The organism is Rathayibacter sp. AY1F9, from assembly GCF_002932155.1.
Lineage (GTDB): Bacteria > Actinomycetota > Actinomycetes > Actinomycetales > Microbacteriaceae > Rathayibacter.
Window position 1 is genome coordinate 37501 of the sequence record NZ_PSVA01000009.1, and the last position, 21754, is coordinate 59254.

Below are 21754 nucleotides of genomic sequence, written 5' to 3' on the forward strand. Positions count from 1 at the left end.
GCTGCCGTCATGCTCCGCCTCCGTCACGCTCCTGACGACGCCCTGCGCGCCGACTATCCTGACAACCGATGGTCTTCTCGCGTTATTCCGCCCCCGAGTTCGATCCGTACGGCGACGCCCGTGCGCTCCCCGGCGACGACGCCTGGCCCGCACCCCTCGCGGCCGGCGCTCTCGACGCCGAGGTCGGCCTGCCCGGCTCCAAGTCGCTGACCAACCGGGAGCTGGTGCTCGCCGCTCTGGCGGACGGACCCTCCACGCTGCGGGCGCCGCTGCACTCCCGCGACAGCGCCCTGATGATCGAGGCGCTGCGCTCGCTCGGCACCACGATCCGGGAGTCCGGCTCGACCGGCGGCTTCGGCGCCGACCTGGTCGTGGAGCCCGCGGAGGAGCTGCTCGGCTCGACGACGATCGACTGCGGGCTCGCGGGCACCGTGATGCGCTTCGTCCCGCCGCTGGCCGGCCTCGCGCTCGGCCCCACCACCTTCGACGGCGACGCGTACGCGGCGAAGCGGCCGATGGGGGCGACGATCGCCTCCCTCCGCGCGCTCGGCGTCGACGTCGCCGACGACGGCCGCGGCGCGCTCCCCTTCACCGTCCACGGCTCCGGGGCCGTCCGGGGCGGCGACGTCGTCGTCGACGCCTCGCGGTCGAGCCAGTTCGTCTCGGCGCTCCTGCTGGCCGGCGCCCGCTTCGAGGAGGGACTGCACCTGCGCCATGAGGGCAGCGCCGTCCCCTCCCGGCCCCACATCGACATGACCGTCGCCGCGCTGGCGGCACGGGGCGTCGAGGTCGGCACGCCCGCCGACGGCGAGTGGACCGTCGCGCCGCAGCCCATCGGCGGCGCCGACGTGCTGATCGAGCCCGACCTCTCGAACGCCGCGCCGTTCCTCGCTGCGGCCCTCGTCACGGGCGGCCGCGTCCGGCTTCGCCACTGGCCGGCCGTCACCACGCAGGTCGGGGCGCACCTCGAGCGGATCCTGCCGCTGTTCGGCGCCCGCGTCGAGCGCGACGGCGAGGACCTCGTGGTCACCGGCGGCGACGAGATCCTGGGCGTGGACCTCGACCTGTCGGAGGGAGGCGAGCTCGCCCCCGCCCTCGCCGCGCTCGCCGCGCTGGCCTCCACTCCCAGCACCCTGACCGGGATCGGCCACATCCGCCACCACGAGACGGACCGCCTCGCCGCCCTCGCCGCCGAGATCACCGGCCTCGGCGGCCGGGTCACGGAGCTCGAGGACGGTCTGCGCATCGAGCCCGCCGAGCTCCACGGCGGCCGCTGGCGCACCTACTCCGACCACCGCATGGCCCACGCCGGCGCCCTGATCGGCCTCGTGGTCCCCGGCGTGGTGATCGAGGACGTCGCGACGACAGCGAAGACCCTCCCCCAGTTCCCGGAACTGTGGACGACCCTCGCCGGATCGGTCTGACCCGTGTCGTGGTGGACGGACAGCGGCCTCGACGCCGACGGTGCTCTCGACGACTTCGACGGGTACGACGAGTCGGACGCGCGGGTGCGCCCGAACCCGAAGGGCACGAAGCCCCGGACCAAGAACCGGCCCGCCTACGAGGACGCAGAGATCGCGATGGTGCTCGGCGTCGACCGGGGTCGCTACACGGTGATGATCGGCGACGGGACGCCCGAGGAGCACGAGTTCACGGCGGCCCGGGCCCGCGAGCTGCGGCGCCAGGCGATCGTGGCCGGCGACCGCGTCGACGTGGTCGGGGACTCCAGCGGCGACGAGGGGACGCTCGCCCGCATCGTCCGCATCCGCGAGCGGTCGACCCTCCTCCGCCGCAGCGCCGACGACACCGACGCGATCGAGCGCGTGATCGTCGCCAACGCCGACCAGATGCTCTGCGTGGTGGCCGCCGCCGACCCCGAGCCCCGGACCCGGCTGGTCGACCGCTACCTGGTCGCCGCCTTCGACGCCGGGATCACTCCGATGCTCTGCATCACCAAGACCGACCTCGCGGACCCGGCCCCGTTCCTCCGCAACTTCGAGGGGCTCGACCTCCGAGTGTTCCTCTCGAGCCAGGACGAGCCGCCGGTCGACGAGATCGCCGACGCCCTCCTCGGCCACGAGACCGTGGTCGTCGGGCACTCCGGAGTCGGCAAGTCCACCCTCGTGAACAAGCTCGTCCCGGACGCGCACCGGGCCATCGGGCGCGTGAACACCGTGACGGGCCGCGGTCGGCACACCTCGTCCTCCACCGTCTCGCTCCGCGTGGAGCGCGGCGACCGGCACGGCTGGGTCATCGACACCCCCGGCGTCCGCTCGTTCGGACTCGGCCACGTGAACACCGACAACATCCTCGGCGCGTTCACGACCCTCGCCGTGATCGCCCGGGACTGCCCGCGCGGCTGCACGCACCTGCCCGACTCCCCCGACTGCGCCATCATCGAGGCTGTCGAGGGCGGACTGCTGGGCGCCAGCGGACCGGAGCGCCTCGACTCGCTCCAGCGCCTCCTGACCACCTTCGCCACGACCGACGGAAGCAGACGATGACCGACCTCTCCCCCCTCCCCGCCGAGGCGCGCCTCGCCGTCGGCGACTCCGCTCCGGAGTTCACGCTGCCGAACCAGGACGGCGAGCCCGTCTCGCTCACGGAATACCGCGGACGGCGCGTCATCCTGTTCTTCTACCCCGAGGCCGACACCCCCGGCTGCACCACGGAGGCCTGCGACTTCCGCGACAACGCGGCGTCCCTCCGCGACTCCGGCTACGAGGTCCTCGGGATCTCGCGGGACGCCCCGGAGGCGCTGCGCCGCTGGGCCGACGCCCAGGGCATCGCGTACCCGCTGCTGAGCGACCCCGACATGACCGTGCACCGCGCGTACGCGGTGTGGGGCGAGAAGAGCCTCTACGGCAAGACCGTCGTCGGCGTGCTGCGCTCGACGTTCGTCGTCGGAGCCGAGGGAGCGCTCGAGTTCGCGCAGTACGGCGTCCGGGCGACCGGGCACGTGCAGGCGCTCCGCAAGAAGCTGAAGCTCGTCTGACCCCGGGGCGCGCGGTGCAGGTCATCGTGCGCCACCGGCTCTCGGGGTTCCGCTCATCTGCGAGCATCTCTCATGTCGACGTGAGCGGCACCGCCCGGTGCCCCGTCGGGACGAGGGGTGGTCAGGGTGCGCTCGAATGCTCGCAGGACGACGGCCGCAGCGGCGATCGCGGTCGTGGCAGCTGTACTGGCGGGCTGCACGCCACCGGAGCCGGCGCTCACCGCCGCCAGGGTGCTGCAGGCGGTGTCCGTCGCCGTCTCGTCCGACGGGGGTGTCCGTGCGATCGAGGGGACGGCCCTCGCCGTCGGCGACGACCCGTCCGACACCTCGGCGACCACCACCGTCTACGATCCCCCCGAGGTCGCCGCCGACCTGCCGGTCCGTGTCCGGCCCTCGTGGCGCACCGCCGACGCCTCGGGCACCGATCCGGCCGACCTCGCCGGGCGCTCGGGTCGGATCGAGATCTCGCTCGCGGTGGAGAACCTGACGGTCCGGCCAGAGGAGGTCGCGTTCGACGCGGCCGGTCGTGCAGCCCGCCGCAGTGCACTCGTCGGCGCTCCGCTGACGATCGCAGCCTCCGCGGTCCTGCCGGGCGTCTCGCCGAGTCGCGTCGTCACCGAGAGCGAGTCGGGTGCCGTCACCAACGGCGTGCTCAGCCGTGACGAGCACGGAGACGCCGTCGTGCAGTGGGCCGCTCTCCTCGCTCCCCCGGGCGGTGGCGCGATGGCGACGCTGACCCTCGTCGCCGACGTCGCCGACTTCGCCGTCCCCGCCTTCGACCTGGCGGTCCAGCCCGGCCTGAGCACCGACCCGACCACCGAGGGGGCGCTGGGCGCCGCGTTCGACTCCTCCGACGCCTCGCCGCTCGCCCTCGAGCGCCGCACGATCGAGGTCGTCACCGCGGTGGACGACCTGCTGACGCAGGCCGGCACCACCGTCGCCGAGGTGCGGGCCTCGCTCGACGCGACCTCCGAGACTCTCGGTGTCCGCACGGCCGAGGAGCTGCGGGCCGGCGCCGCCTCGACGGCGGCCTCGATGCAGAGCCTCTCCGGGCAGCTCGGCGCGCTCCGGGCGCAGCTGTCGTCGACGGTCTCGGGCACCGAGTCCGGCCTGCTGGCGCAGCTGTCCGAGGCGATCGACGCGGTGGACGCCATGCTGGGCGACACATCGGCCGCGGTGCCGCCGCCGACGGTCTCGGGCAGCGGATGCGGACTCGCCGTCGACGGCGGCCGCACCGGCTCGATCCACTCGGAGCTGCTACGGCTCACGGCCGAGCTCGACGCGTACGGGACCGCGGCCGAGTCCTGCCGCGACGAGGTCGTCGCGGCTCTCCGTGCTGCCGCGGGGCCGGCACAGCCCTCCGCCGAGACCTGCACGGCACCCTCGATGACATGCTCCCTCGCCGCCTCCGCAGCCGCCGTCGACACCGTGCTGCTCGGGATGCTCGATCGCGGGCAGGACCTCGTCGACTCCCTGCAGCCGGAGCTGATGGACGGCGTGCAGGCCGGGTTCGCCGCCCTCGCGAGCAGGGTGGACGCCGCGTCGGCCTCGGTGGACACCCTGGCCGACCCGGAGGGATCCGTCACCCGGGCGCTCGCCGCCCTGTCGGCGACGCTGGACGAGCTCGACGCGGACACCGCGGGCCTGGAGACGACGGTCGCCTCGGTCGGCGCCGCCGCCACGACCGCCCTGGACGAGCTCGGCACGCCGACCAGCACGGGGTCGCTGTCGGCGCAGAACCAGGAGCTGGCCGATCGGCTCTGCGAGCTGTCGCCGGCGACACAGTCCCCTGCTGCCGCACCCACGCCGACCGGGCGCCCGACGCGCGCACCCGTGGAGGTGACCCGGGGCTCCGTCGAGGAGCTCCGCGCCTACCTGACCGCGACGCCCTGCTCCGGCGCGGGCCGCCTCGACGCTCCCGACGGCTATCCGGCCCCCCTGGCCGACCGGCTGAGCGACCAGGTCCACGCGTGGACCGCCGTCGCCTCCACCGTCGGCAGCACCGGCGCGAGTGCCGACCTCGCCGCCCTGCGCGCCGCGCTCGCCACGGTCCGCAGCGGCATGGCCGAGGCCGACGAGACGGCCGGCTCGGACGACGCACGCCTCACCGGCCTGCTCGCCTCCCTCCGCACCGGCGTCGACGCGCTGACCGCTCAGCGCGACGCCCTCGGCACCCGCATCGACGCTCTCGGCGCCCAGCAGGACGCTCTCGCACCGGCGATCCAGAAGGCGTTCGCCGAGACGGACACGGCCGCCGCCTCCGCGGTCACCGCACTCCTCGACGAGCAGGTGCGGCGGATCTCGACGCGCTCCGGCGCCGACGCCGACGCGGTCGTCGCGATGTTCGACCGGTCGGTCTCGAGCCTGCGCACGGCCTCCTCCGGCATCCGCTCCGACGGTGCAGCGACGGTGGACGCCGGGCACCGGGCTCTCCGCACCGCGGAGGCCCGGATCGGCGGGGCCGTCTCCGAGCGGACGCGCGCCTCCCTGGCCGGCATCGCGACGACGATCGACGCCTCGACCCGCGACACCGACGCGGCCGCCGCGCTCCTCGCCGCCGATCTGCACAAGGTGCTCCTGGACCTCGGCGACCGGACGGTCGGCGGCTCCGGCCTGCTCGGATCGATGACCACGAGTGCCGCGAAGGTCGGCACCGCCGACGTGCAGCTCGCCCTCGCCTCGCAGAGCGCACGGGGCTACGCCGCGGTGCGATCCGAGGACGTCTCGGGCATCCTGCTGGCGCAGGCCCAGGAGCGGGCCTCCCTCCGCGCCGGGGATGAGCTTCCCGCGTTCCACCTCGACCTGCCCGAGGGCACGCGGACCCGGACGGTCTACTCCTTCCGGATCGGGGACGAGCGATGACCCGCCTGGGCAGGCGCGCGGCGCAGCACCCCCGCACCGCCCGACGGAGCCCGATGCTGATCGGCGGCGCCGTCGCCCTCCTCGGCGTCAGCGGTGCCCTCGTCTCCCTCCTGCCCCCGCAGTCCGCCCCGATGACGGAGGTCGCCGCTCTCCCGGTCGGCTTCTCGTGCGCCCGGGTGCCCGAGCAGCTGACGCTCGGGGTGGTGGTCTCGCTCAGCTCGGCTCCGGGCGAGGGCGCGGAGTGGAAGGACGCGGCGAACGGTGCCGTCGTCGCAGCGCACCGGTCAGCGATGGGCGACTGCGAGATCGGTCTCGTCGCCGTCGACGACCACGGGACGCCCGAGGGTGCCCGCGCCGCCGTCGAGGAGCTGACGGGCCAGGGCGTGTCCGGCCTCGTCCTCGCGACCTACGGCATGCACACCGCTGCGGCCGTGGACGCCGCTCGGGCAGCGGGGACAGCGGCCGTCCTCCCGTACGGAGGCGACCCCGCCCTGCCCGGCGACGGCGTCTGGTCCCTCGGACCCGACACCGCCTCGACCGACGCGGCACTCGTGGAGGAGGCCGGCGGCGGCGCCCGGGTACTCCTCGTCGACACCGGTGGAGGCACCCCGACCGGTCTCTCGCCCGCCGCGACGGTGACCGCCGATCCCGGCGCCACCGCGGACGTGATCATCACCGCCGCCCGCCCGCACCTCGAGGGCGAGCTGGCGGTCGAGCGCGTCGTCGTGTCCGGCCCCGCCGCGGCGCAGGCGACGGCGGTCGCCGCTCTGCAGGCGGCGGGGGCGTCCGTCCCGATCCTGCTCACGCCCGACGCGCTGAGCCCCGCCTTCGCTCCCGCCCTGGCCGCGGCCGGAGGCACCCTCTCGGGAGATCTGACGACGATCGGCACGGATTCCGGCGACGCGGTCGCCCTCCGCGGCGACGAGCGCGGACGCGCGGCCTCCGCGTTCCTGGGGGCCGTGCGGATGACCGCCGACGATGCCGCGCGGGCGACCCTCCTCGGCGACCGTTCGTTCCGCGATCTCGCCGCGGTCGCGGACGCCCCCAGCCACGACGCCGTCGTGGCGCTCGTGCGAGCCGCGGCCGTCGCAGGCAGCAGGGAACCCTCGGCGGTCGCCGCCGCACTCCGCGGATCCACGATCGGACCGACGGACGGGCTCGCCGGTCCGCCGCTCGACTTCGGCGCCGCGCACGCTCTGGACGCCCCGGCACTTTCCCTCCACACCTCGCCGCAGCGCCTCGGCCTGCGGCCCGCCGACCCGCCGCTGCTCTGGTTCGCCGGACAGCCCCGACCGTGAGCCCCCGGTGCGACTCCTCCTCGATCTCGACGGCACCCGCTCCGACATCGACCTCGGCCGCCACCGCGACTCCGCGACACTCGGCGAGCTGATCGCCACCGCCACCGGGCACCGCCTCCCGCCCGGGACGGCCCTCGCCGTCGACACCGCCCTGCATCCTGTGGAGACCCGGCTGGCCGATCTGCTGCTGCTCGAGGGAACGCGGATCGCCCGCTCCCCCCTGCCCCGACCTGCCGCGGCCCGCGGGTGGACGGCCGTGCTGTCGGGCGGTCTCGGCGCGGGAGCCGTGGTCGAGATCCCGCGGGGCCGTGCGCTGATCGTGGGCCGCTCCCCGCACGCCGACGTCGTCCTCGACACGGCGAGCGCCTCCTGGGAGCACTTCTCGGTGACCCGCGAGGGCGACGGCCTGCGGGTGCGCGACGCCGACAGCACCAACGGCACTCTGGTCGACGGCGTCTCCGCGACCGGGGACGGGGTCCTCGTCTCCGACGCCGTGGTCGTGATCGCCGGTGGGGCGGCTCTCCGACTGCGCCCCGCGCCTCCCGAGCTCCTCGCGCCCGAGCCGGGGAGCACGGACAACGTCACCGCGACGGCGACCGTGCCCTTCAACCGGCCGCCGCGACCGGGACGTCCGGCGGCCGGCGAGGCGGTCGTCCCGCCGGCCCGCCTCGAGATCGCCTCCGCCACGACCTTCAGCGTGATCACCGTCGCCGCGCCGCTCGTCCTCGCCTTCGCGATGGTCCTCATCATGGGCGATGCGCGCTACGCCCTCTTCGCCGCGCTCAGCCCCGTGGCCGGGGTGGGCCTGTGGTTCGAGCAGCGGCACCGGCACGCCCGAGCGACCCGGTCCGAGGAGCAGCGCTACGGCGAGGCGCTGCAGACGCTCCGCGACGACATCGCCCGTTCCGCGCGTGTCGAACGGGCCCGCCTCGAGGAGGACGCGCCCGACCCGGCGACGACGATCCGCCGGGCGGCGCTGCCCGCCACGTCGCTGTGGCAGCGGCGCGCGACCTCCGCCGATGTGCTCCGCCTGCACATCGGCGTCGGCGACGTCCCGTGGTCTCCCCCGCTCGATCAGCGCGGAGTGCCGCGGCTCGAGGAGGAGGTGCGCGCGATCCTCGCGGTGAGCGTCGTCCCGAGCGCGCCCGTGTCCATCGATCTCGCGGACTCGGGCGTCGTCGGGATCGTCGGCGACCGCGAGGGCGGCCTCGCTCTGGCGAGGAGCCTGCTCTGCCAGGCGGCGGTCCACTGCGGTCCGGCCGACCTGGCGATCGGGGTGTTCTGCGACCGGCGACGCGACTCCGACTGGAGCTGGGCCTCCTGGCTCCCCCACACGCGTCTGCCCGGGGGCGGACGCCGACTCTCCGACCGGCGCGACCGCAGCTCCGAGCTCCTCCGCGCCCTCCGCGACGAGGACTCGCCGCGCGTGCTCCTGGTGCTCGACTCCGACGTGCTGACCGAGGGACGCGCCGCTCCGGCGCGCGAACTCCTCGGACTCGGCCGCGGCGAGCGCGAGGCGGCGACCCGGATCTCCGGCCTCGTCCTCGCGGCGTCGGAGGAGCAGCTCCCCGCCTCCTGCACGGTCGTCGTCCGGGTCGGAGCGGACGCCTCGGCGCTCCTCTCCCGGCCCGACGAGCGGATCACCGTCGAGGACGTGGTGCTCGCCGGTCTCGCCTCCTCCACGGCCGAGCGCTGTGCGCGCGACCTGGCGCGCTTCGAGGACCCGGAGCTCGTCACCGCGGGGGCGGCCCTCTCCGCGCTCGTGCGGCTGCCGCCGCTCCTGGGCGCCGATCGTCCGACCGCCGCGGACGTCCGGGGGTGGTGGTCGAGCGCCCGGGGCGTGCGCGCGCCCGTCGGCTCGTCCGAGCACGGTCCGCTCGTGCTCGATCTCGTCGCCGACGGCCCGCACGGCCTGGTCGGCGGCACCACGGGCTCGGGCAAGAGCGAGTTCCTGCGCTCCTTCGTGGCCGGCCTCGCGGCCTGGAACGATCCGACGCGCCTCACCTTCGTGCTCATCGACTTCAAGGGGGGTGCAGCGTTCGCGTCCTGCGAGCGGCTCCCGCACACGATCGGCACCATCAGCAACCTCGACGCCCAGCTCGCCGACCGCGCGCTGCGCTCGCTCCAGGCCGAGATGCGGCGTCGTCAGCGGCTCTTCGCCGCCGCCGGCGAGGGTGTCGACGACCTCGACGCGTACTGGGCCACCTCGCCGCCGGAGCCGATGCCGCGGCTCCTGCTCGTCGTCGACGAGTTCGCCGTTCTCGCGAAGGAGCATCCCGACGTCCTGACGTCCCTCGTGAGCGTCGCCGCGGTCGGCCGGACGCTCGGCGTGCACATGATCCTCGCCACCCAGCGTCCGGCCGGAGTGGTGAACGACGACATCCTCGCCAACACCAACCTCCGCGTCGCCCTCCGGGTGCAGAGCCGGGACGACTCCGCCGACGTGATCGGAGTCGCGAGCGCGGCCGGGATCTCCCGCTCCCAGACCGGCCGGGCGTACGTGAAGCGGGGCCAGAACGACATCTCGCCCGTCCAGACGGCGCTGGTCACCGGTCGCGCGGAGGCGGCGGCCGTCGAGGCGATCGAGGTCCGCCCGGTCGGACCCACGGGCGTCCCCGTCGAGGGCCCCTCCCCGGTCGCCGCCGACGAGACGGCCCCGACCGATCTCGACCTCCTGATCGACGCGGTGGTCGAGGCGGACGTCGCTTCGGGCTTCGGCCCTCCCCGCCCGATCTGGCCGGAGCCGCTCGAGGACACCGTGGCCCTCAGCGGGTTCGGTGCGGAGGAGTCCGACCTCGGTCGCGTCGTCGGCGACGTCCTGCACGTCGCACTCTCGGACGACCCCGACCGGCAGCGCCGGACGCCGACCGGCTGGGATCTGGGCGAGGGGAACCTGCTCCTCATCGGCATCCCCGGCAGCGGCACCAGCACGGCGCTCGCGTCGATCGCGCTGACGGCCGCCCGCCACTTCCCCCCGGACGAGCTCGACCTCTACGTCCTCGCTGCCGGTTCCCGCGACTCCGCCCCGCTTGCGCGACTCCCGCACACCGTCTCCTACGTCGGCGCAGGTGGCGGATCCCACGAGAAGCAGACCCGGTTCCTCCGTCACCTGCGCGACGAGGTGCGCCGGCGCCGAGCATCGCCCGGGGGCCACCGTCGTGCGCTGGTGCTCGTCGACGGTCTCGCCACTCTGAAGGACGAGTTCCAGGACTGGGAGGGCCTGGCTCTGATGGAGGCGTTCACCCGCGCCTACGCCGACGGACCGGAGCTCGGCCTGCACTTCGCGGTGACGAGCACCCGGGCGAGGGCGATCCCCTCGGTGATGGAGGAGGTCACGACGCAGAAGTGGCTGTTCCGCCTCGCCGACCCGCAGGACTACGCCGCCGCCGGGGTGAAGCCGGTGCAGGCGCCGGCAGCGGTGCCGGGGCGCTGCGTTCTCACCTCGTCGCTCCTGCAGACGCAGGTCGCGACTCCGAGGGCCGGTCTCGACGACGCGATCGCCGAGCTCGCGGCCGCCTGGCCGGATGCGCGCGGCAGGACGAGCACGGTCGGCACGCTTCCCGACAGGGTCGCCGTGAGCGCGCTCGGGATCGAGGCCCGCTTCGATCGCGAGCCGTGGCTGCTCCCGATCGGCCTCGGCGAGTCGGACCTCGCCCCGCTGGCGTTCCAGGTCTTCGAGGGCGAGCACGTCGTCATCGCCGGACCCGCCCGATCGGGCAAGTCGACCGTGCTGCTCGCCCTGGCCGAGGCGGCGCGGGCCGCCGGCTCGGTCGCCGTCTGGGGAGTGTGCGATCGACGCTCCCCGCTGAGGGGCGCCGACCTCGACCGACTCGCCGTGGGCGCGGAGGAACTCCGCACCCTCCTCGCGTCGCTCTCGACGGAGGAGGGCCCCGTGCTGCTCCTCCTCGACGACGCCGAGCGCTGGGACGACACCGACCAGGCGCTGATGAGGCTGGTCTCGTCGGGTCGCCCGGGACTCTGCGTCGTGCTGGCCGGCCGGTCGAGCGAGCTCCGCAGCCATTTCGGGAACTGGACGAAGAAGGCGGCGGCCTCCCGCTGCGTGCTGCTGCTCCAGCCCGACGTCGACAACGACGGCACTCTCCTCGGCGCGCAGATCCCGCGGCGCTTCCCCGTCCCGCCCACGGTGGGCCGGGGCTTCGTCAGCCTCGACGGCGAGATCCACTTCGTGCAGTCGGTCTCGCCGACGCCGGCGGACGGCGGCTGATCAGCGCCCTCGGGCGGGTGATCGCGCCTCCGCCACCGAGTCGATCGGCGCGTCCTCCTCGAGAGCGCTCCGATCACTCCGAGACGCACCGATGGAGGTGCGCGGAGGAAGGAGCGCGGAGACGACGAGCACGTCCCGCCCCCGCTCGCCGGAGCACGCAGGGGCGGGACGGCCGGTCAGCTCCCTCCGCCGGCGGCGAAGATGTTCTGCGAGATCGTCGCCAGCTGGCTGCGCAGCTCCTCGAGCTCCTGCTTGGCCTTCTCGAGGGCCGACTTCGTCTCCGGCCAGGTCGACGAGCGGAACTGCGAGGCCAGCGGACCGTCCCAGACGTTCGGATCGGACAGTGTCCGCCCCTGTGCGTCGAGGCGGCTGATCTGATCGGCGAGGCCGCCGTTGACGATCGACTGGATCTGCTGGATCGCGGACTTCGCCTCGTCGGTCGAGAGAACACGTGACATGGATCGCACCTTTCTACCCCTGCGGACGGGACCGTCCCGCCCGCTCCCCACTCCACCGTGGTTTCATGAGGATGTCTCGTCATGGTAGGAGGCGAGACCGCGCAGACGGCGCGCATGGCGTCGACGGCGCGACACTGGCGCGAGAGGTCGACTCACTCGCGAGTGGTGATCGCGAAGGGACTGCTCGAGAGGTCCGAGAACGCGCCCACTCGGGCGCGCAGCTCGCAGGACGGAGTCACCGTGAGGGCGGTCACCGTCAGCCCGTCGGACGACACGGCGACCGCGCCGCTGCAGCCGTCACTGAACCGCACGCCCTCCACTCCGCCCGCGATCGCGTCGAGCATGCTGCTCGCCGGCGCGGACGACGGCGTCGCCAGCAGGGGATTCACGGGGTCCGCCCCGCTCGGCCAGACCGGCACCAGCGTCACCGGCAGCGGGGTCCGGCCGACCGTCCGCGCGGGAGTCTCGATCCGCACATCCCGCAGCCGCTGCACGGGATACGCCGTCCCGGTGACCGCAGGGTCGGCCACCGCCTGTGCCGTCGCTGATGCGGCCGCCGCGAGCCACCCGTCCAGGGCGCTCTGCTCGGCCACCGCGATCGGCACGGTCGCCGTGACGTCGACGATCCCCTGCGCCGGGACGTGCAGGTCCGTCAGGCTCCAACCGCAGCCGACCCCGACTCCGGTGACGCTCGGCCGGTTGCGCACCGCCGTCACTCCGGACCAGCTGGCCGCGGGGCACGCCGCCGCGGCGTCCGGGCCCGGCAGCACCTCGAGGAAGGACCCCGAGAGGGGCGCGCTCTGGGCGGAGTAGGAGATCTCGACGACCACGGCCCGTCGCTCCGCGTCCCAGGTGGCCGATCGCGTCACTCCGAGGCCCGTCGGCAGCGGCCGGTCCTGCTGCCGGGCCGACAGGTCGGCATCCGGTGCCGAGGCCCGTGCTCCGCCGCCGCGCGGCTGGACGGCGAGGAGCACCGCCCCGATGAGCAGGACGCCGGCGCCGAGGGCGGCGAGGATCATCCGCAGACGTCCGCCGCGCCCCCGCCGAGCTGGAGCCTCGAACGGCCGTTCCGCCAGGCGCAGCTCGCGGCGCGGCACCGGGCGGAGCACGGTCGCCTGCGACGACGGGCCGAGCTCGGGAGCGGGCCCCTCCTCCACCGGCTCCGACGACATCTCCACCGCCATCCCGCGGAGGACCGTGCCCGGGCGCTCGGCCTCCTCGAACTCCGCCGCGCCCGCCGCGCGCGGCAGCGCCGGCAGCCCGGCCAGCGCCGGGGAGAGGCGTCGCAGGATCCCCGCCGCCTCCGCAGCCGTCGGCCGCGACGCCGGATCCTTCGCGAGCATCCGGTCCAGGAGCGACGCGAGCCGCGGCGGCAGATCCAGCGGCGGCGGGAGCATCGCGACGTGCCGGTAGGCGACCGCGACATCGGCGCCGGGGCCGGCGAACGGGGTCCGGCCGCACAGCAGCTCGTAGAGCAGGATCCCCGTCGAGTAGACGTCGCTCGGCGGGCCGGCCGCTCCGGTGGCGAGCATCTCGGGCGAGAGGTACTCCGGCGTCCCGATGACACCCGTCGTCGCGCGCGGCCCCTCGGCGACCACGTGAGCGATGCCGAAGTCGGAGACGCGGACGGCGGAGCCCGCATCGTCCGCACCCTCCGCGAGCAGGACGTTGTCGGGCTTCACGTCCCGGTGGACCGTGCCGATCGCATGCGCGGCGGCGAGAGCGTCGAGGATCGAGGCCGCCACGGGCAGCGCATCGACCGCCGGGAGGGTGCCCTCGTCCCGCAGCAGCTCCCGCAGCGGTCCACCGCCGACGAGCTCCATCACGATCCCGAGCGTCTCCCCCTCCACGACGAGGTCGAGCACCTCCACGACGTGCGGGTGCCGCAGACGGGTGAGCACCGACCTCTCACGGACGAACCGCTCGACCAGGCCCGCGTCGTGCACGTGCTCACCGCGGAGGAGCTTCGCCGCGCGGTCCGGCCCCTGCGCGTCGGCGACGCGCCACACCTCGCCCGCGGCACCCGAGCCGATCCGCTCGAGCAGGCGGTAGCGCGCCCCTAGCGGATCCCCGGCACTCCTCGCCATGCCGCCTCCCGATCCGAGCTTCCGTCATCTTCGAGAGGAAACATAGCGGAGACCGCTCGGGCGGATCAGCGGTGGCGCATCGGCCTGATCAGAACCCCTCGTTGGCGCGCGGTGCGTAGTCGGCGCCCAGCGCCTCCAGCTCGTCGGCGGTCAGCTCCACGTCCAGCGACGCGACCGCATCGTCGAGGTGGTGGAGCTTCGTGGCTCCGACGATCGGAGCGGTGACCGCCTCCTGCTGCCGGACCCAGGCGAGCGCCACCTGCGCACGGGGCACGCCGCGCTGCTCGGCGATGCGTGCGACGGTCGCGACGGTCCGCCGGTCGGCCTCCTCCTGCTGGCGGTAGAGGGTGCCGCCGAAGACGTCGGTCTCGGTGCGCGCCGTGGTCTCGTCCCAGTCGCGGGTGAGCCGGCCCCGGGCGAGCGGCGACCACGGGATCACGCCGACTCCCTGGTCGACGCAGAAGGGGTGCAGCTCGCGCTCGTCCTCGCGCTGGATCAGGTTGTACTGGTCCTGCATCGAGACGAACCGCGTCCAGCCGCCCAGATCCGCGGTGTACTGCGCCTTCGCGAACTGCCACGCCCACATGCTCGAGGCGCCGATGTAGCGCGCCCTGCCCGAGCGGACGACGTCGTGGAGCGTCTCCATCGTCTCCTCGATCGGCGTCTCGGGGTCCCAGCGGTGGATCTGGTAGAGGTCGACGTAGTCCGTGCCGAGACGCCGGAGGCTGTCGTCGATCGCGCTGAGGATGTGCCGCCGCGAGAGGCCGCCGCCGTTGGGGCCGGGGCGCATCCGCCCGTGGACCTTCGTGGCGATCACGACCTCCTCGCGGACCGCGAAGTCCGCGAGCGCCCGGCCGACGAACTCCTCGCTCGTGCCGTCGGAGTAGACGTCCGCCGTGTCGAACGTGGTGACGCCGAGCTCCAGCGCCCGCCGGAGGAAGGTCCGCGACTCCTCCTCGCCCATGCTCCAGCCGTGGGCACCGCGGTCGGGAGCGCCGAAGCTCATGCAGCCGAGGACGATCGAGGAGATCTGCAGGCCGCTGGAGCCGAGTCGGGTGGAGTCCATGCGCGTCGCTTCCGTGTCGAGGAGGGGGTCCCTCCAGCGTCGCACCCGCGAGCGGCGGCGCGCCAGCCGTCCGGCTACACGGCCGGATCGCGACGAGTGGCGGCGACCACGCTCGGGAGGAACAGCGCGACGACGGCCACCGCGGCCGGCGCCAGCAGCGCCCAGCCGATGTCGGGCACGGCGTACTGGCCCTGGAAGGCGCCGAGCGCCACGGCCATCATCACCAGCTGGATCGTCAGCGCCGACGCGCGCATCCAGCCTCGCCGTCGCACGGCGCCGAGCGTCGTCGCGGCGGCCCAGCACACGGCGATCAGCGCGAGGACGACGATGGCGATCCCGCCGCCGACCGTATCGGCCCGGGTCGTCAGCAGCTCGAGCACGAGCCACGCCGCGACCCCGGCGACGGCGAGCGTCTCGAGGGCCAGGACCGCGATCAGCACCACCAGACCGAGCGGCCGGGAGGCGGTCGGGCGGGGTCCGCGGGACCCGTTCGCGTCAGCGGTCACAGGCACATCCCATCCAGGACTCTTGATTCGGGCTCATCCCCGTGACAGGCTAGTCCAGTTCGTTTCACCGCTCACAGGGTCGTGGGTTTCCGCCGATGTGAACATCCGATCCCGCCGCGCCGTCAGGCACGGGGGCGAGCCGGATGACCAGCACTGGAGCCGGGTGGCCGACGCAGTGCTCGCGCATCGCGTCGAGTGCGCCGGCAAGAACCGAGCGTTCTCCCGTCCACCACCCCGATCCACCCCGCGCTCCAGCACGGGGCCTCGTGGCGTGCGCCGGTGAGGGCGCGGAGGTCGAGTACTGGTCGGGATCGTCGGCGTGGATCGATCATCCCACCCGAACACTGCGTGGTTCCTCCACGCACGCCTTCACACAAGGAGCACCCGCATGGACTGGCGCGACAAGGCCGCTTGCCTCACCGCAGACCCCGAGCTTTTCTTCCCGGTCGGCAACACCGGCCCGGCCGTGGACCAGATCGAGAAGGCGAAGTCGGTGTGCGCACGCTGCACCGTCACCGAGGTCTGCCTCCAGTACGCCCTCGAGACCGGCCAGGACTCGGGCGTGTGGGGCGGCCTCAGCGAGGACGAGCGTCGCGCCCTGAAGCGCCGCGCCGCCCGCGCACGCCGCGCCTCCTAGGCGCACGAGCCGCTCGGCGGCACGAACGACCCCGACCCCCGTCGCCTCTCGGCAGCGGGGGTCGCGTCGTCTCCGGCTTCAGGAGCGGGCGCGCTCCAGCCACCGCAGCGGCACCTCGATGGTGACCTCGGTGCCGCGCCCGACCAGCGTGTGCCAGTCGATGGTGCCGCCGAGCTCGCCCTGGATGAGCGTGCGCACGATCTGCGTGCCCAGACCCGATCCGACCTTGCCCTCCGGCAGCCCGACGCCCGTGTCGCGCACCTTCACCGTGAGCTCGTCATCGCTGCGCGAGGCGACGATCTCCACGTCGCCCTCCCGTCCGGCCAGGCCGTGCTCGACGGCGTTGGTGACCAGCTCGGTCAGGGCGAGGGCGAGCGGAGTCGCGTACTCGCTGGGCAGGTTGCCGAAGCTCCCCGTCAGCTTCGGGTGCACCGTGGTGTTGTGGGTCGAGGCGACCTCGGCGATCAGCAGCAGCACCCGGTCGAAGACCGCGTCGAAGTCGACGTTCTGGTTCAGCCCCTCCGAGAGCGTGTCGTGCACGACCGCGATGGCGGCGACGCGGCGCATCGCCTGCGTGAGCGCCTCCCGGGCGAGGTCGGAGTGGGTGCGCCTGGCCTGGATCCGCAGCAGCGAGGCCACGGTCTGCAGGTTGTTCTTCACTCGGTGGTGGATCTCGCGGATCGTCGCGTCCTTGGTGATGAGCTCCCGCTCCTGGTGGCGCAGCTCCGTCACGTCGCGGCACAGGACGACGGCGCCGACCCGCTCGCCGCGGTCGCGGATCGGGATCGCGCGCAGCGACACCGTCACTCCGCGGGCCTCGATGTCGGTTCGCCACGGCGCCCGGCCGGTCACGACCAGCGGGAGCGACTCGTCGATGACGACCTTCCCCGCGATCAGCTTCGTCGTGACCTCGGCGAGCGACTCCCCCTCGAGCTCGTCGGCGAAGCCGATGCGGTTGAACGCCGAGAGGGCGTTGGGGCTCGCGAACGTGGTGACGCCGTCGACGTCCAGGCGGATCAGGCCGTCGGAGGCGCGCGGCGCCCCGCGGCGAGGACCGGTCGGCGCGCCCAGATCGGGGAAGTCGCCCGAGGCGATCATCGAGAAGAGGTCGTTCGCGCAGTCGTTGAACGTCAGCTCCTGCCGGCTGGGCGTGCGCGTCTCGCTGAGGTTGGTGTGGCGCGTGACGACCGCGATGGGGCGGTCCGTCGTCCCGCCGTCGGAGGCCCCCAGGCGGCGCAGGACGGGCACCGCGCGCACGCGGGTGGGCGTCTCCTCGAACCAGTCCGGGGCGGAGGTGTCGACGATCCGCGCGGTCTCGAACGCCTCGACGACCTGGGCGCGCCACTCCGACTTGATCCTCTGCCCGACGAAGTCGCGGTAGAAGAGCGTCGCCGCGCTGCTGGGGCGCGCGTGGGCGACGGCGACGAAGCTGTCGTCGGCCGTGGGCACCCAGAGCACGATGTCGGCGAAGGCCAGGTCGGCGAGCAGCTGCAGATCGCCGACGAGCAGGTGCAGCCATTCGACGTCCGCTTCGTCGGATCGGCCGTGGGAGAGGACGAGGTCACTGAGGGTCGACACCCGACAAGCCTAGGGCGCGGCCGGGCGGCGCACGCCGGGCTCGCTGTCCACAGCTCGGGACGGTCGACGATTATCCACAGTCTGCGCCTCTGCACTCCATGAGCATCCCTCGACTGCTTCGATGAGGTCGTCCTCGCGTGCCGACCCAGCGCGCCCCGCCCGTCGAGCAGAGAGGTGACCCGGACCCGTGAACAGCTCGTCCTGCCCCAGGAGATCGCCGCATGAGCCTTCCCCTCCACGCCTTCGACTACCGCACCCTCCCCCTCGACCCCGAGGCGGCCGTGGAGCGGCTCACCATCGCGGAGTTCTTCGCCCCGCAGCCTGCGACCCGCGCGGAGCTGCCCAAACCGGAGCCCCTGCTCGCCCGGCTCACGCACCTCGTGATCGAGATCCTCGAGGGCTCGCGCGAGATCGACCAGATCGCGCGGTGGCTGAGCGACGAGGTCTACCACCACCTGCAGAAGCGGGTCGTGCTCGCGGCCCGCGCCCGCAGCCTGCGGAAGCGGACGGCGCAGCGCGTCCCGTTCACGGTCGGACGGGTGATCGTCACGGAGCCGCGGGACGGTGTCGTCGAGGGAGTCGTGCTGGTGCATCACCGCGCACGGAGCCGGGCCGTCGCGATCCGGCTCGAAGGCACGGACGCGCGCTGGCGTGCCACCGCGATCAACGTGCTGTGAGGAGCGGGTCAGCGCTCCCGGGCGGCCGCACCGGCCGGGAGCACGATCTCCACTCCCCTGTCGCGCAGGGCCTCCACGCTCCGGGGGCGTCGGTGACGAGATGATCCGCGCGACCGAGCTCCGCGACCTCCTCGGGGACGGCTTCACCGCCGCCGACTACGACCGCGTCGGCGGACTCCCTCCCCAGCCCTGCTCGCAAGCGGTGTGCGCAGCGGTGGAGTCGGCGCTCGAGGCCAGCTGCGTCCCCGGGCTCGCCCTCGAGACGGACCGGCCGACGACGATCGGCCTCGGCGACACCTTCGCCGGCGGCTTCGTCTCGGCCCTCGCGCGCGGCGAGTCCTGATGGCGGGCGAGGCGGGCTCCGAGCCTCCGCAGGAACGCCGACGGCCCCGGATACCCGCTGCTGCGGGACCGGGGCCGTCGGCGTCGTCCGGGGAGGACTCAGCGGCGCTTGGACTGCGCGCGCCGCTCCTCGCGGTTGGCGGGGGCGTCCGAGCCGCCCGGCTTCTGGCCGAAGGCGCCGGTCGTCGGAGTCTCCTCCGCCTCGCCCTCGGGGAGCGCCTTGCGGGCCTCCTCGGCGCGGGCCTTCGCGGTGGCCGCCTGCTGCACCTGTCCGCGCTGGTTGCGGACCTCGACGCCGCCGGTGTCGCTCGGGGCCGAGTAGCTGAGCTTCTCGGCCGGAGCGACCGGCTGAGCGAGGCCCTTGGCCGCGACTCCGGCGACCTCGCCCTGCTTCTGGGTCACCTCGACCTCGAGGTTGAAGAGGAAGCCGACGGTCTCCTCGCGGATCTGCCCCATCATCTGCTGGAACAGAGCGAAGCCCTCGCGCTGGTACTCGACCAGCGGATCGCGCTGGGCCATCGCGCGCAGGCCGATGCCGTCCTTGAGGTAGTCCATCTCGTAGAGGTGGTCGCGCCAGCGGCGGTCGATCACCGAGAGCACCACACGGCGCTCGAGCTCTCGCATGGCGGGAGAGCCCAGCTGCTCCTCGCGGCGCTGGTAGGCGAGCTGCGCGTCCGAGAGGATCTCGCGGCGCATGAACTCCTTGTTGATGCGGCCGCGACTGCCCGCCTCCTGCACCACCTCGTCGATGGTGAGGCTGATCGGGTACAGCGTCTTCAGCTCGGTCCAGAGGGCGTCGAAGTCCCAGTCGTCGCCGTTGCCGTCGCCGGTGTGCACCTCGAGGATCTCGTCGATCACGTCGACGAGGAACTTCTGGGTGCGCTCGTGCAGGTCGTCGCCCTCGAGGATGTGGCGGCGGTCCGAGTAGATCGCCTCGCGCTGGCGGTTGAGGACGTCGTCGTACTTGAGGACGTTCTTGCGGATCTCGGCGTTGCGGGCCTCGACCTGCGACTGGGCGCTGCGGATGGCGCGCGAGACGACCTTCGACTCGATGGCGATGTCGTCCGGGACGTTGCCCCGGCCCATGAGCGCCTCGGCTGCGCCGGAGTTGAACAGGCGCATGAGGTCGTCGGTGAGCGAGAGGTAGAAGCGGCTCTCCCCCGGGTCGCCCTGGCGCCCCGAGCGTCCGCGGAGCTGGTTGTCGATGCGGCGCGACTCGTGGCGCTCGGTGCCGAGCACGTAGAGGCCGCCGGCGGCCTGGACCTTCTCGGCCTCCTCGCCCACCTTCTCCTTGACGGCGGCGAAGACCTCGTCCCACGCGGCCTCGTACTCCTCCGGAGTCTCGGAGGGGTTCAGGCCCTTGGCCGTCATCTCGGAGACCGCGAGGAACTCGGCGTTGCCGCCGAGCATGATGTCGGTGCCTCGACCGGCCATGTTGGTCGCGACGGTGACGGCGCCGAGGCGGCCGGCCTGGGCGACGATGGCCGCCTCCCGCGCGTGGTTCTTGGCGTTCAGGACCTCGTGGCGCACGCCCTTCTTGGCGAGCAGGCGCGAGAGGTACTCGCTCTTCTCGACGCTGGTCGTGCCGACGAGGACCGGCTGCCCGGCCGCGTGGCGCTCCGCGATGTCCTCGACGACCTGGGCGAACTTGACCTGCTCGTTCTTGTAGACGAGGTCGGCGTTGTCGATGCGCTGCATCTTGCGGTTCGTCGGGATCGGGACGACGCCGAGCTTGTAGGTCGACATGAACTCGGCGGCCTCGGTCTCGGCCGTTCCGGTCATGCCGGAGAGCTTCGCGTAGAGGCGGAAGTAGTTCTGGAGCGTGACGGTGGCCAGTGTCTGGTTCTCGGCCTTGACCTGCACGCCCTCCTTCGCCTCGATGGCCTGGTGGATGCCCTCGTTGTAGCGGCGTCCGGCCAGGATGCGGCCGGTGTGCTCGTCGACGATCAGGACCTCGCCGTTCAGCACGACGTAGTCCTTGTCCTTCTTGAACAGCGCGCGCGCCTTGATGGCGTTGTTGAGGAACGAGATCAGCGGGGTGTTCGCCGACTCGTAGAGGTTGTCGATGCCGAGGTAGTCCTCGACCTTCTCGATGCCGGGCTCGAGGACGCCGACGGTGCGCTTCTTCTCGTCGACCTCGAAGTCCTCGCCCTCGTCGAGGCGCTTGGCGAGGTTGGCGAACTCCGCGAACCAGCGGTTCGCCTCGCCCGAGGCCGGTCCGGAGATGATCAGCGGGGTGCGGGCCTCGTCGATGAGGATCGAGTCGACCTCGTCGACGATGGCGTAGAAGTGGCCGCGCTGGACCATGTCCTGCGCCTGCCACGCCATGTTGTCGCGGAGGTAGTCGAAGCCGAACTCGTTGTTCGTGCCGTAGGTGATGTCGGCCGAGTACTGCTCGCGGCGCTGCTCCGGGGTCTGGCCCGAGAGGATCACTCCGGTCGTCATGCCGAGGGCGCGGAATACGCGCCCCATCAGCTCGGACTGGTACGACGCGAGGAAGTCGTTGACCGTGACGATGTGCACGCCGCGGCTGGCGATCGCGTTGAGGTAGGCCGGGAGGGTCGCGACGAGCGTCTTGCCCTCTCCGGTCTTCATCTCGGCGATGTTGCCCAGGTGCAGGGCGGCGCCGCCCATGAGCTGCACGTCGAAGTGGCGGAGGCCGAGCGTCCGGCGCGAGGCCTCGCGGACGGCGGCGAACGCCTCCGGCAGCAGGTCGTCGAGGGACTCGCCGTTCGAGTAGCGCTCGCGCAGCTCGACGGTCTCGTTCTTCAGCTCCTCGTCGCTGAGGTGCGTGAAGTCCTCTTCGAGGGCGTTGACGGCCTTCGCGTAGTTCTCGAGGCGACGGATGACCCGCCCCTCCCCGACGCGAAGGACCTTTTCGAGGACAGAGGCCACGGGGTACTCCAAAAAAGTAGAAGACAGGAGTCGCGCGCCGGAGCGCGGACCGCGACCAGCCTAGCCGGGGCGGGCGGCGAGCGGTCGGGGCGACGCGTCCGCCCTGGGCGGACTCCCTGCCTGGGCAC

At 73.4% G+C, this 21754-nt stretch carries 15 protein-coding genes; 9 read left to right on the forward strand and 6 right to left on the reverse strand.

What is annotated here, in order from left to right; genetic code table 11:
- Positions 1-68 precede the first annotated feature (68 nt).
- From aroA to C5C37_RS07875, 6 genes are all read left to right on the forward strand, one after another.
- Positions 69-1424 carry a 3-phosphoshikimate 1-carboxyvinyltransferase gene (gene aroA, locus C5C37_RS07850; RefSeq protein ID WP_104338757.1) on the forward strand — a complete coding sequence of 452 codons (1356 nt, stop codon included), beginning with the start codon at positions 69-71 and terminating at the stop codon, positions 1422-1424.
- Between the two features lie 3 nt (positions 1425-1427).
- Positions 1428-2504: a ribosome small subunit-dependent GTPase A gene (gene rsgA, locus C5C37_RS07855; RefSeq protein WP_104224119.1), complete on the forward strand. Its 1077-nt coding sequence runs from the start codon at positions 1428-1430 to the stop codon at positions 2502-2504.
- A complete protein-coding gene (bcp, locus tag C5C37_RS07860) occupies positions 2501-2995 on the forward strand; it encodes a thioredoxin-dependent thiol peroxidase (protein WP_104225495.1) in 495 nt (164 codons plus the stop codon). Before rsgA ends, bcp begins: the two co-directional genes overlap by 4 nt.
- Before the next feature lie 174 nt (positions 2996-3169).
- Complete coding sequence (locus tag C5C37_RS07865) at positions 3170-5857, forward strand: hypothetical protein (protein WP_146082322.1); 2688 nt, start codon at positions 3170-3172, stop codon at positions 5855-5857.
- A complete protein-coding gene (locus C5C37_RS07870; RefSeq protein ID WP_146085201.1) occupies positions 5854-7155 on the forward strand; it encodes a hypothetical protein in 1302 nt (433 codons plus the stop codon). Before C5C37_RS07865 ends, C5C37_RS07870 begins: the two co-directional genes overlap by 4 nt.
- Before the next feature lie 7 nt (positions 7156-7162).
- Positions 7163-11380, forward strand: coding sequence for an FtsK/SpoIIIE domain-containing protein (locus tag C5C37_RS07875; protein ID WP_104338759.1), 4218 nt, complete (start codon positions 7163-7165; stop codon positions 11378-11380).
- Between the two features lie 176 nt (positions 11381-11556).
- On the opposite strand, the gene C5C37_RS07880 is transcribed toward C5C37_RS07875, so the two are convergent.
- The 4 genes from C5C37_RS07880 to C5C37_RS07895 all read right to left on the reverse strand — a co-directional run bounded on the left by C5C37_RS07880 (position 11557) and on the right by C5C37_RS07895 (position 15497).
- Positions 11557-11838 carry a pyrophosphorylase gene (locus C5C37_RS07880; RefSeq protein ID WP_104224124.1) on the reverse strand — a complete coding sequence of 94 codons (282 nt, stop codon included), beginning with the start codon at positions 11836-11838 and terminating at the stop codon, positions 11557-11559.
- Positions 11839-11990: 152 nt separating this feature from the next.
- On the reverse strand, positions 11991-13925 hold the full coding sequence (locus C5C37_RS07885) for a serine/threonine-protein kinase (RefSeq protein ID WP_104297197.1): 1935 nt from the start codon (positions 13923-13925) through the stop codon (positions 11991-11993).
- An 88-nt stretch (positions 13926-14013) separates the two neighbouring features.
- Positions 14014-14991, reverse strand: coding sequence for an aldo/keto reductase (locus C5C37_RS07890; RefSeq protein ID WP_104257096.1), 978 nt, complete (start codon positions 14989-14991; stop codon positions 14014-14016).
- 74 nt (positions 14992-15065) lie between these two features.
- The gene (locus C5C37_RS07895; RefSeq protein ID WP_104246659.1) at positions 15066-15497 is read right to left on the reverse strand and encodes a hypothetical protein; all 432 of its coding nucleotides are present in this window, start codon (positions 15495-15497) and stop codon (positions 15066-15068) included.
- 388 nt (positions 15498-15885) lie between these two features.
- Here C5C37_RS07895 and C5C37_RS07900 point away from each other — a divergent pair, with 388 nt between their 5' ends.
- Positions 15886-16134, forward strand: a complete 249-nt coding sequence (locus C5C37_RS07900; protein ID WP_055788231.1) for a WhiB family transcriptional regulator — start codon at positions 15886-15888, stop codon at positions 16132-16134.
- Between the two features lie 78 nt (positions 16135-16212).
- Here C5C37_RS07900 and C5C37_RS07905 read toward each other — a convergent pair whose 3' ends face one another.
- Positions 16213-17712 carry a sensor histidine kinase gene (locus tag C5C37_RS07905; RefSeq protein ID WP_104224128.1) on the reverse strand — a complete coding sequence of 500 codons (1500 nt, stop codon included), beginning with the start codon at positions 17710-17712 and terminating at the stop codon, positions 16213-16215.
- A 221-nt stretch (positions 17713-17933) separates the two neighbouring features.
- Between C5C37_RS07905 and C5C37_RS07910 the strand changes: the two genes are divergently transcribed.
- Positions 17934-18389 (forward strand): Rv3235 family protein, encoded by a 456-nt coding sequence (locus C5C37_RS07910; protein WP_219814471.1) that lies wholly within the window; start codon positions 17934-17936, stop codon positions 18387-18389.
- Between the two features lie 100 nt (positions 18390-18489).
- On the forward strand, positions 18490-18732 hold the full coding sequence (locus C5C37_RS07915) for a hypothetical protein (RefSeq protein WP_104338760.1): 243 nt from the start codon (positions 18490-18492) through the stop codon (positions 18730-18732).
- Positions 18733-18830: 98 nt separating this feature from the next.
- Here C5C37_RS07915 and secA read toward each other — a convergent pair whose 3' ends face one another.
- Entirely contained in the window at positions 18831-21626 is a 2796-nt protein-coding gene (secA, locus tag C5C37_RS07920) for a preprotein translocase subunit SecA (protein WP_104338761.1), read from the reverse strand.
- Between the last annotated feature and the right edge of the window lie 128 nt (positions 21627-21754).

What these genes read in the sequence shown, in the direction of transcription:
- bcp (WP_104225495.1), top strand. Translation starts at nt 2,501, where the DNA reads ATGACCGACCTCTCCCCCCTCCCCGCCGAGGCGCGCCTCGCCGTCGGC.
- C5C37_RS07900 (WP_055788231.1), top strand. Translation starts at nt 15,886, where the DNA reads ATGGACTGGCGCGACAAGGCCGCTTGCCTCACCGCAGACCCCGAGCTT.
- C5C37_RS07890 (WP_104257096.1), bottom strand. Translation starts at nt 14,991, where the DNA reads ATGGACTCCACCCGACTCGGCTCCAGCGGCCTGCAGATCTCCTCGATC.
- C5C37_RS07885 (WP_104297197.1), bottom strand. Translation starts at nt 13,925, where the DNA reads ATGGCGAGGAGTGCCGGGGATCCGCTAGGGGCGCGCTACCGCCTGCTC.
- C5C37_RS07880 (WP_104224124.1), bottom strand. Translation starts at nt 11,838, where the DNA reads ATGTCACGTGTTCTCTCGACCGACGAGGCGAAGTCCGCGATCCAGCAG.
- aroA (WP_104338757.1), top strand. Translation starts at nt 69, where the DNA reads ATGGTCTTCTCGCGTTATTCCGCCCCCGAGTTCGATCCGTACGGCGAC.
- C5C37_RS07915 (WP_104338760.1), top strand. Translation starts at nt 18,490, where the DNA reads ATGATCCGCGCGACCGAGCTCCGCGACCTCCTCGGGGACGGCTTCACC.
- C5C37_RS07910 (WP_219814471.1), top strand. Translation starts at nt 17,934, where the DNA reads ATGAGCCTTCCCCTCCACGCCTTCGACTACCGCACCCTCCCCCTCGAC.
- C5C37_RS07870 (WP_146085201.1), top strand. Translation starts at nt 5,854, where the DNA reads ATGACCCGCCTGGGCAGGCGCGCGGCGCAGCACCCCCGCACCGCCCGA.